Source organism: Parabacteroides distasonis (assembly GCF_004793765.1).
GTDB classification, from domain to species: domain Bacteria; phylum Bacteroidota; class Bacteroidia; order Bacteroidales; family Tannerellaceae; genus Parabacteroides; species Parabacteroides distasonis_A.
In genome coordinates, this window is the sequence record NZ_SRYM01000086.1 from 1 (window position 1) to 8,672 (window position 8,672).

At 39.3% G+C, this 8,672-nt stretch carries 6 protein-coding genes; 2 read left to right on the forward strand and 4 right to left on the reverse strand.

What is annotated here, in order from left to right; genetic code table 11:
* Both E5342_RS18140 and E5342_RS18145 read right to left on the reverse strand, forming a co-directional pair.
* Positions 1–1,720 (reverse strand): integrase catalytic domain-containing protein (locus tag E5342_RS18140; RefSeq protein ID WP_135960002.1); only part of this gene is annotated, 1,720 nt, incomplete at its 3' end.
* The gene (locus E5342_RS18145; protein WP_121736177.1) at positions 1,698–1,928 is read right to left on the reverse strand and encodes a hypothetical protein; all 231 of its coding nucleotides are present in this window, start codon (positions 1,926–1,928) and stop codon (positions 1,698–1,700) included. The genes E5342_RS18145 and E5342_RS18140, both read right to left, overlap by 23 nt.
* A 96-nt stretch (positions 1,929–2,024) precedes the next feature.
* On the opposite strand from E5342_RS18145, the gene E5342_RS18150 reads away from it, so the two are divergent.
* Positions 2,025–2,681 (forward strand): helix-turn-helix domain-containing protein, encoded by a 657-nt coding sequence (locus E5342_RS18150; RefSeq protein ID WP_135960003.1) that lies wholly within the window; start codon positions 2,025–2,027, stop codon positions 2,679–2,681.
* Positions 2,682–3,047: 366 nt separating this feature from the next.
* Complete coding sequence (locus tag E5342_RS18155) at positions 3,048–3,395, forward strand: hypothetical protein (RefSeq protein WP_121736179.1); 348 nt, start codon at positions 3,048–3,050, stop codon at positions 3,393–3,395.
* 450 nt (positions 3,396–3,845) lie between these two features.
* On the opposite strand, the gene E5342_RS18160 is transcribed toward E5342_RS18155, so the two are convergent.
* Both E5342_RS18160 and E5342_RS18165 read right to left on the reverse strand, forming a co-directional pair.
* Entirely contained in the window at positions 3,846–5,420 is a 1,575-nt protein-coding gene (locus E5342_RS18160; RefSeq protein ID WP_121736180.1) for a RagB/SusD family nutrient uptake outer membrane protein, read from the reverse strand.
* A gap of 27 nt (positions 5,421–5,447) precedes the next feature.
* Positions 5,448–8,594 (reverse strand): SusC/RagA family TonB-linked outer membrane protein, encoded by a 3,147-nt coding sequence (locus tag E5342_RS18165; RefSeq protein ID WP_135960004.1) that lies wholly within the window; start codon positions 8,592–8,594, stop codon positions 5,448–5,450.
* Between the last annotated feature and the right edge of the window lie 78 nt (positions 8,595–8,672).

Below are 8,672 nucleotides of genomic sequence, written 5' to 3' on the forward strand. Positions count from 1 at the left end.
CGGCCTGTTGCCGTTTAAACGCCGTTTTAATGCCATTTATACGCCCCTTGTTCTTGTTCAGTATCTCTATGTCTTCTTCTGTTTGGTTTGCGTATGCACCGTGAGCATATCTCTTTTTAGGAACGCAGCCAATCAGCCTGTCGTTTTTTAAGTCAAACAGGTATATTTGATCAAAATCCACATACCTTACGTTCACTTTTTTATTATTCAGTATCAAATATTGATCCTTATTCAACTGAAACTCATGTACAACATTTTCCCTTTTAATATTGATTTGACCTTGACGAACAGTATAAGGAATAGGCTGTATGAATAATTTCATCCGTCCTATCTTATCAATCGGGATACCCTTATTTTCTAATGCCTGATATGCATCGATTGGACTTTGCCCAGTCTTACAAACCTTTATGTTATACTCATTCACAAGCTGTATAGCTATCAGTTTAATTTGTTCCTCTGTAAGAAAAGTTCCAGCCTTTGTATATTTATCCACTAGTTCTTGAGCCGTACGGCCATTTGTACGTCGGGTTCTGATTCCCTCTCCGATGTAACCGTACATTGGTTTGCAAAATTTCGTACCAAATGTTCCGAAACTTCTTTCTATTAGTGATTTATATCGGGGATTCTCACTGACTGTCCATCGACTTCCCATCTTTTCGATTTTTCCTTTGAAATATTCGGCTTCTTCTGTTTTATTAAACGAATGATTATCCGCTAGAATCTCCAAAGGCAATGTATTTGTCGTTTGGGCTGCATGTTCAAGCCCTTTGAGTATCGTTTCTGTATTTTCACTGAAATCAATATGGTAACCAACAATACGTCCCGAACAAGCATCCATTACAGCGAACAAAGTAAGAGTTTTATATTTCTCCATATAAAAAGGTAATCTCCAGCCGTCAATCTGCCATTGATCCCCCGGATTTGTAGCTCGGATTATCCCAGCGTATGGTAATTGTCCAATGCCTTTGTCAATTCCATACCTCGTTGGATAAACGATTGGTGACACTTTGGATATATAATTCTTGACCCATGAATCAGAAGGTGTTTTATAACCATGTTCCCGGCATAACTCACAAACCTTTTCGTATATGAATGGGGAATAGTAAGCCTTACCAGATGAAACAGCGTCCAAGACCCATTTTTTGTGAACCGGGCCGAATACCGGTTTACGGCCTCCACGGTGATCTATCACATTGTTCTCAATACCGTTCTCTTTGATACTCTTAATAGTTTGACTCATGCGTACATAAACGTATTTTCCCGGGTATATTTTAGAGAATGCCTCATGAAGTTCACGAAGTTTGGGGCGTTTCCGTACGGATATGAACTCATCATATATTTCCATCACAACAACCCAGACAGCATGGAGTTTAGCGTATCTCAATGCTTTCTCATCATTGTTTACTATATCTTGATAATGCTCTAAATACTTGATAAATCCTTTCTCATATGCACTATACATCTTGTTGTAGTATTCTTCTGATATTGAGATTACCTTTTGATTTTCTATGATTGACAGAATTTCGTCTTTGCTTGGTAGTTTGGATTTTGTGCTATCCGGAATATGATCATAGGGGATAAATGTAGAACCACTCAAACGAATTGTACTGAGCAGATTCCTCTTCGTCCAATTGTTTATTGTGTTTCTACCTATCCCTTGTCTAGTAAGCCATTGGATGGAAACATAAAGATAATTATTATATACCTTCAATAAGTCCATTGACCAAGTTGATTTTCCTTAGTTCTTCTTTTCTAATTGACTCAAATTCTTGAATAATAGCATTTTCTATTTTTGTGCTATTTCTTCTTCCAGACATATATTGACATATATACTGCCTGCTCACACCTAAATCCTTGGCGATTTTTGAAAAAGAACCATAAGGAAATTGCTTTCTCATCTTTTTTCGTAATTCTATCGGTATTGCCATTTTTTATATATATTTGTATAACTACATGTTTACAGAATGCAAATATAATTCACATATTGAAAAACAACAAGTGATTAACGAAATATAATTCACAAAATGAAAAAAGAATTTTCAAAAGGTGTAATACTTGATAGAGTAAAAGATTATTACAACTTAAAGACAAATAGCGAGCTAGCTGATTTTATGGGTGTTTCTAAAAGTACTATCTCTAATTGGTATGCTAGAAATAGTATCGACTATGATATATTGTTCACAAGATGTACTGATGCTAATTTGAATTGGCTCATTACAGGAGAGCAAAATCCAGTAAATGAATCAGTGAAAAACGAGGATATTACAGAAACGGATAGCTTGCCTTTTACAGAAAATCCTTCTGATGATTTTATAGAAAGGAAACATTTTTCAGGCTATTTTGCTCTATATGAGTATTTAGCGAGAAAAAGTAGTTACTCTGAGATAAAAAAGCAGTATGAAGACATTATATCTGATTTATATTTTGCATATCATTATACAAGTTACTATGATTCAAGTGAACGTTTTAACAATGAATATATTAAGTTTAAAAAAGGAGAGTTGTCAAAAAAAGATTTACTAACGTCATTTAATGAAATAGTCGAAAAGAACAAAAAACTGTTTACTATATTAGAACCTTACGTTGATATTTTACATGAACTATATCAGAAACTCGATAAGTTCAACGATGAGAATGACAATTTGTTTTCGAAAGTTTTTATTACAGATATTGATAAATAAAGATTCGTATATTCACAACATGTGTTCATGTAAAAAAACAAACATGAACACATGTTGTGAACATACTTATGAACCTACAACCTCAATTTGTCCGCCAAATAATCTAAAAAGTATAATCAAATTCAACTAAAAAGTAAAGTTTTCACTCTGAAAACAGGCAAAAATATGGAGTTCGTGTAAAGTAAGTGTAAAGTAATTAGCATTTACAAAAAACTAATCTTTTCCTTTTTACTTCCTTCAACATTCAGATATTCAACAGGTTTTCGAAAATATTCCAATCAACATCTATTTAGCTTATTCAAATACCCCCCACACAAAGTCCCTTTTTACCTTTGAATAAAAATAAATTTAATTTCAAAGGTAATTATGGACAGGATAGACAGAAAAGAAATTTCAAAATTATTTAATAAAGCATGGCATGCTTCTTACATTCAAAACAAGAATAATGTAAGAATATTTTCATTTCCAGATTTTAGGAGAAATCTGGAAATGGAGAATTTAACAGAAAAGCATCTTCAAGAAATTGCTAATACATTAAAACCAGCTCTTTTAGAATCTATGTCTGCAGAAGAATTAATTCAATGGGTATATAATCCTAATAAAAGTCAATTAGAAGTAGAAGATTTTTTAATGTTTTCTTTTGATGGTTCTTTTTCCTCTTCTAAGGAGTCGCAATCTTCTGAATCTGATATATTTCCTCCATTATCTAATTGAGGGTCAATAAGTTTTAATGCTTTCAATATATTAATATCAAAATCTGTCTTCATACACCATTTGTTTAAATAACAAATGTACAAAATAAATTTGAAAGTAACAAGTCTTTACACCTCTTTACAAGGGTTATACTGTAAGATTGTATATAGTTACCATGTTTTTTAAGGGAAGGGGAAGCAATCTCCTTCCCTTTTTAATAATCGGAAAGTACTAGTGACTTGGCAAAGTAACATATACTGCGTGAGCAAAATAAGTATATGTCCTTTGAGCAAGTCAGTAGTACTGCTCAGAAAATCATTCTTTTTTCTTCACCTTTCAATCGTCCTTCTAACTCAGCGGAATCCAGTACATCGTTTTGGATCATGACGGCACTCAGGTTGAGCTACCAAAAAGAGAGGGAAGGATGATCGCTCATTCCCCCTCTCTCTAGCCATCAGTTATTGAAATTTATTATTGAGCTGCATAGCCCTCATTCTGAGTCAAGCTTGGATTGCGTTGCATCTCGTTCAAAGAAATCGGCCATAACAAGTCGGAAGACTTGAAGGTTGCGCCGGAAGCATTCTTTGCGCCAACCAAGTCAACGTATGTAACCTTACCCTTCTCTGTAGAGGATATTACAGGGAACTTACCTGTGCGTAAACAGTCATCCCAAATCTTGAATTCTAACGGGAACTCACGCAAACGTTCTGTCCAGCATTCCTCGATAAAAGCCTGCTTACCTAATTTCTGAAGATCGGCAGTAATTGTGGCGACTGTCTTACCTTCCATGTTTGCACGAGCCTTAACCTGTGCCAAATAGCCGGCAGCTTCAGCTGTTACACCTTGAGACTGAGCGATAGATTCAGCAGCGTCAAGCAAAGCCTCCGCATAACGGAAGATATCACGGTCTTTCGTAGAACGTCCAGAGTTCAACAAAGCGTCTTCATCATACCAGAACCAGCAACCACAAGCATCCTTAGGAGCTGTCCAAGTCTTGCCATTATCTGGATTTGTATAATCCCAATGGAAGAATTGATTTGGTTGGATACGTAAGTCGTTATCTTGATATACATTCAAGAACAGATTTATCGGACCATATGTACGCTCAAAGATTGAATACGTACCAAAGATAGCCGTAGCAGCTGAGTTGAACGCATACGTAGGCCACCAACCACCGTTGCTGATCGTTGCGTTGTACTCATAAGAATAGATAGACTCATCCAAACCGTCTGTCGTACGGATCTTATTATAGGCAGAACCCAACGCTAAATCATCGTTGGTTGCCAAAGCATGCGGAGAATCGATCACCGTCTTTACTGCAGAAGCAGCGTCAGCATACTTGCCCTGTTGCATATAAACGGAAGTCAAAACTATAGCGGCAGCATACTTCGTGATACGATTACTGTTGTTGTAGAAAGTAGCGGCCGGCAAAGCATTAACGGCATCTTTCAAGTCTGATTCGATCTGAGCATATATTTGCTCTACTGAAGCACGTTCCAAATACATGTTCTCCATAGATTCGTATGGCTCTACTGTCAATGGAACACCACCAAAGATCTTCACCAAGCTGAAGTAGTTCCAAGCTCTAAAGAACTTCGCCTCACCGATCAAACGATTTGCCAAAGACTGATCCATTGAGATCTCGGGGATATACTTGATAGCGCCATTAGCTACGTTGATAGCCTTGTAGCAATCATCCCATACACCATCAATCGTTACGGAAACTGTCATTGTGTTCTGCTGACGGGTCAATTCACGAGAATATTTACAAGTCAACTCCTGACCTTCATAGCTGTTTACAAAATAACCAGTCAATTGTCCTGTGATAGAAGCAAACGGACCTACGTAAGCGCTACCTGCACCCGTGAGCTTGCTTGATGCTCCTGTACGATACAAATAGTTCACGTTAGCCTGAGCTTGAGCCTCTGTCTGGTAATAATCCGGGGCTGTCAATGATGACTTCGGTTTCTCTTCCAAGAAATCATTACATGCGCTGAACCCGGTTAAACAAGCACATGCAATTGCTACTGTCAATATTTTTTTCATTTCCAAAAATTCTACTGATTAAATGAATTAAAATGTTACATTAACACCGAACGTGAAAGTTCTCGCTCTCGGATAAGAGAAGAATACCATGTTCTGACCAAACTTATTACTATCACCCTGTGATGTACCCTCTGGATCGTAACCAGTGAAATCGCTAGCTGTAATCAAGAATAAGTTATTCGCACTTGCGTACAAACGCAAAGCGGACAAACCGATCTTACTAATCACGTTTGAATCAAAAGTGTACCCCAATTGCAACATGTTACAACGCAAATAAGAACCATTGGCGATCCATTGAGAATCCACGGTCGTATCCTGACCCGCATGGCCTGAGTTACACAAGTAAACAGCCTGCTGCATCGTGTTCGGGTTCGATCCGTTATATGCGTCATATAAAATGTTGCTCAAACCATTCGTGATACCGAAACGGTCGTAAGTAGAGTGGTAGAACTGTTGCATAGTCTCGACACCCCATACGAACTGCAAGTCCATCGTCAAATCGAAGTTTTTGTAAGAGAAGTTGTTGATCCAGCTTCCAGTCCAGTCCGGCATACCTTTACCGATGATCTCTTTCTTATCTGTACGTTTCGCACGACCGATCTGGTTCTTCTCGCACAATCCGTTGTTGAAATCTTCCTCCGTATAAACTCCCAAACGTCTGTAACCATAAAAAGAACTCATGTTCTCACCTACACGCAAGATACTTTCAGAACCACCTACCCAGCTGTTCATCTCGATATCCTCGTTATTGTCACCCAACTGAAGGATCTTGTTCTTGTTGAAGTTTAAGTTGATCGTAGAACTCCAGTTGAAGTCTTGAGTTTGAACCGGACGTGCGCTGATCATCAAATCCATACCTTGGTTTCTTACAGAGCCGATGTTCTTATACACCGTTGTGAAACCTGTAGTGTGAGGAATCGGGCAATCCAACAATAAGTCAGTTGTCTTCTTGTTATAGTAAGCTACATCGAAAGACAAGCGGTTCTGCCAGAATCCAATTTCGAAACCAACATCAAACTGACCGGTCTTTTCCCATTTCAAGTCTGGGTTCGCCATAGAACTGATGTAAGAATACGGAGCACGAATATCGTTGATCAAAAGTGTGCCAGAAGAAACACGTGCCAATGACCGATAAGTGTCAATCTCGGAGTTACCGGTCAAACCGTAGCTAGTGTGCAACTTCAAATTGCTGATCGTGTTTTGATCTTGCATGAAATCCTCTTGAGAGATATTCCAAGCTAAACCAGCAGACGGGAAGAATGCGTACTTGTTGTTCTCACCAAACTTAGAGGAACCATCGACACGACCTGTTACGGTTGCGGAGTAACGATCTTTATATGTATAAGCGAAACGCAAGAAATAAGAGTTCATCGCCCAACGATCGTAGGAAGACTCTGGAGATGACGGAGTTGTACCTGCGGACATATTATTGTCCTCAAAGAAATCATCCGAGAAACCTTCTGTTCGTGCCTTATTCCACTTCTGCACACGCTCTTGCCAAGACAAACCAGCCATAGCGTTGATACGATGATCACCGAATACCTTATTGTAAGTCAAGTAAGTCTCCTCCTGCCAATAAAGTGTATTCCAATTTTGGTACTCAGCCCAACCATTCGGCATGGAGATGTTGTTCAAATCGATAGAAGAATAACCTCTATACGTTTTATTATGATGGTCAAGACCTAGTTGAGTCTTCAAATCCAAACCTTCAGCCAAGTGGAACGTCAAAGCGGCGTTACCAAACACCTGCGTGTTGTAGCGCATACGTTTTTGCATATCCAAGATCATGACTGGGTTAGACATACCCTCAAAGCCTAATACATCACCAATGGAAGAAGAGGTAGAAGTGGTATATTTACCATCCTTATCGCGAATCGGCATCCAAGGAACCATCTCTATCATGGTACGACGAGCCTCTTGGCCACCACCATCCTCAGGCGTATAGCGCCCCCATGTATGGTTAACCAATACATTGACTGCAGTAGACAACCACTTCGTAGGATTTGCATCGTATGCCAACTTCGCATTAATACGCTTATTATACGTATTGTTTACAATACCCTGTTGATCCGTATAGTTCAAGAAAGCACCCATTGAAGAATTTTTTCCTGCCTGTTGTATGTTTAACTGATGGTTGTGAGAAACGGCCGTACGAGTTGCCTCATCTTGCCAATTCGTATCATACAGAGGATTACCACTTGCATCAAAGAAATCAGAATCATTAAACCAATCAGCACGGTTCAAAGACCAATTTTTCCCTTGCCACTTATTCTCGTTTTCCAAACCAATCATGAATGCGTCACACCACTCTTGGGCGTTCATCGTATCCATCTTACGAGCGATATGGCTTGCGCTGACAGATCCTTGATAGCTAACCTGTACACCTTCACCATCTTTCTTACCACGCTTAGTTGTAACCATGATAACACCATTGGCACCACGGGCACCATAGATAGCGGCAGCGGAAGCGTCTTTCAATACCTCCATGGACTCGATATCATTCGGGTTCACCAAGTCGAAGTTCTCCATTACTACGCCATCCACTACATACAACGGATTAGAAGATGCGTTGATAGTCGCCATACCACGAATAACGACACGGTTGGAATAAGCACCTGGCTGGCTGGAGTTTGAGAAAATATTTACACCAGAAACTTTACCGCGCAAGTTGTCTAACGCACTAAAATTTTGGTTCTTTGTCAAGTCATCACCTTTAGCCACACCAATAGAACCAGTCACGTCTGATTTACGCATCGTACCATAACCCACAACCACAACCTCGTCCAAGGTTTGAGTGTCCTCCCTTAAAGTCACTTTTATCGAGGATTGGTTTCCCACCGGGATCTCTTGGGACAAATAACCGATATAGGATACCACCAGAATGTCGTTTGCGGACACGCCTTCCAGCGAGTAATTACCGTCGAAGTCCGTGATCGTACCATTCGTAGTGCCTTTCACCACCACGTTAGCGCCAATAACAGGCTCACCTGTACCGTCAACAACCATACCGACCACTTTCTTGCCCTGCTGTACGGCCATCACTTCATCAACCGTGCCTGCGGAAGCGGGAGCGGCCATAGCGGCGTTTACAGAGAAGGCGGAAAGCAGCAAACAGAACGCTGAGGCTTTAGCTATCCCCTGAATAGATGATAGCTTAGATTCATTCTTTGTCATTTTGCTTTGTTTTTTAATTAAGTCACTACTGTCCCATTAAAATCTGAAAAAGTTCTTTGAAATTATTGAAATATAGTT

What these genes read in the sequence shown, in the direction of transcription:
- E5342_RS18145 (WP_121736177.1), bottom strand. Translation starts at nt 1,928, where the DNA reads ATGGCAATACCGATAGAATTACGAAAAAAGATGAGAAAGCAATTTCCT.
- E5342_RS18150 (WP_135960003.1), top strand. Translation starts at nt 2,025, where the DNA reads ATGAAAAAAGAATTTTCAAAAGGTGTAATACTTGATAGAGTAAAAGAT.
- E5342_RS18155 (WP_121736179.1), top strand. Translation starts at nt 3,048, where the DNA reads ATGGACAGGATAGACAGAAAAGAAATTTCAAAATTATTTAATAAAGCA.
- E5342_RS18160 (WP_121736180.1), bottom strand. Translation starts at nt 5,420, where the DNA reads ATGAAAAAAATATTGACAGTAGCAATTGCATGTGCTTGTTTAACCGGG.
- E5342_RS18165 (WP_135960004.1), bottom strand. Translation starts at nt 8,594, where the DNA reads ATGACAAAGAATGAATCTAAGCTATCATCTATTCAGGGGATAGCTAAA.